Origin of the sequence: Microcystis sp. LE19-10.1B (assembly GCF_027530565.1) — a bacterium.
Classification (GTDB): domain Bacteria; phylum Cyanobacteriota; class Cyanobacteriia; order Cyanobacteriales; family Microcystaceae; genus Microcystis; species Microcystis aeruginosa.
The window spans coordinates 1-2,005 of record NZ_JAPZQM010000622.1; the positions used below are offsets into that span (position 1 = coordinate 1).

2 protein-coding genes and 1 pseudogene are annotated in these 2,005 nt (G+C 40.2%); all 3 read left to right on the top strand.

Going from position 1 to position 2,005, the window contains the following annotated elements; all coding sequences use genetic code 11:
• Nucleotides 1-964: tetratricopeptide repeat protein (locus tag O9332_RS22430; protein WP_288027497.1), on the top strand; the 964-nt coding region annotated here is incomplete at its 5' end.
• A gap of 634 nt (nucleotides 965-1,598) precedes the next feature.
• A complete protein-coding gene (locus O9332_RS22435; protein WP_061433369.1) occupies nucleotides 1,599-1,838 on the top strand; it encodes a hypothetical protein in 240 nt (79 codons plus the stop codon).
• 35 nt (nucleotides 1,839-1,873) lie between these two features.
• Nucleotides 1,874-2,005, top strand: a pseudogene (locus O9332_RS28215) (type II toxin-antitoxin system VapC family toxin); the annotation flags it as partial.

Here is a 2,005-nt window from a genome sequence, read left to right on the forward strand (position 1 = left end):
CAAGTTTCATGGGGAAATGACTGCGGAAAGAGGGTTAAAAGCTGCCTTTAATCTCAGTTGGGAGGAGTTGCATAGCGAACCAGAAGCGCAAATTTTGGCACTTTACCTCAGTTTATTCGCTCTTGCGCCCTTTCCCAAGGGAATGATTCTGGATTTATTTCCCGATGAAGATGGGGATACAGTGGAGGAATGGTTAACCGATAGTTTAGTTCACCTGAGTTTAGTTCAGGATAATCGTGATGGTTGGTATGAAATTCATCCCCTGTTGCGTCGCTACTTTCGGGATAAGTTAGAAGCATCACCCCACGCAGAACCAGCAAAACGCCGTTATTGTGGGATTATGGCCAAAAAATCGGCAGAAATGCCACAGGATACGACTGTAGAAATCGTTGAAGAATTTAAACCTTTCCTTCTCCATCTACAAGCATCTGTCGGGGAATATCCCCAATATATCGCTGATGAGGATTTATTATGGTCTTATACGGGTTTAGCTTGGTATTATAACGGACAAGGATTGTATGCTATTGCTGAACCTTACTGTCAAGCTTGTTTAACCGCAACTCGAACCCACTTAGGAGACAATCATCCCCATGTGGCAACTTCCCTCAACAATTTAGCATACTTGTACTATTCCCAAGGCAGGTACACAGAAGCAGAACCTCTCTATCTAGAAGCATTAGATTTGAGAAAACAACTCTTAGGAGACAATCATCCCGATGTGGCAACTTCCCTCAACAATTTAGCAGCATTGTACGATTCCCAAGGCAGGTACACAGAAGCGGAACCTCTCTATCTAGAAGCGATTAATATTGCTACCCAAGGATTAGGGGAAAATCATCCCCATACCCAAACCTTTTATCAGAATTATCTGAGGATGTTATCCCAATTACCCGAAGCAGAATTAAGACAACGGTTTCCCGATGAGGTGGTGGAGATGTTGAAACCAAAACCCCCTCATCCCTGAAAACAGTCTTAACTGTGATTGGAATGTTGAATGATGAACTATGACTAGGGAGCTAGTTAAGAGTAGATTAGAGATGAAGATTGATTGAATGAACTAATCATAGTTAAGACCATTGGAAAATAGGGTTCGTAGGCGCACGGATTTTCCATTATGAATATAGTATCATGTCAAGTCGCCTTTGTCAAGAGAAAAATTGACAACATACAGACAAACGTTATTGTAGGGGTAATTCATGCATAACCCCTACACCTATTAACTAGTCCAGTAACCCACCACCATCGACAGTGGTTGATGTAATCATCTGATGGACTATGACTAGGGAGCTAGTTAAGAGTGGATTAGAGATGAAGATTGATTGAATAAACCAATCATAGTTAAGACCGTTGGAAAAGAGGGTTTGTAGGCGCACGGATTTTCCATTATGAATATAGTATCATGTCAAGTCGCCTTTGTCAAGAGAAAATTTGACAACATCCAGACAAACGTTATTGTAGGGGTAATTCATGAATTACCCCTACACCTATTACCTAGTCCAGTAACGCACCACCATCGACAGTGGTTGGAATGATTGAATGATGAACTATAATTGAATTAATCACTGATGACTGATAACTGATTAGCAAGGAATAAAACCATGAATACTAAAGAGAGACTATTACAAGAGATTGAACAAGCGCCGGATTCTTTAATAGAAGAAACTTTAAACTTCCTCCTTTCAGCACAAGCTAGTTATGCTAAATCTGAAAGTAATGTAGGGGAGGCAATATTAAAGCTTCTGGAAGAGATACCATTAGACAATGACGACTTAGAAAAGTTGCCTATAGATCTTGCTAATCAGCATGATCATTATCTTTATGGAGTTCCCAAATCCTAAGCAAAGCCGAAACTAAAGTTTATAGCATCATAGCAATGAAAACCATCTTTGCAGACACATTTTATTGGGTTGCTCTCATTAACAATCGTGATGATTGGCATGAGAAAGCTATAGAAATGACAAGGAAACTCCAGCAGGTAACAATAGTGACAACCGATGAAGTCTTT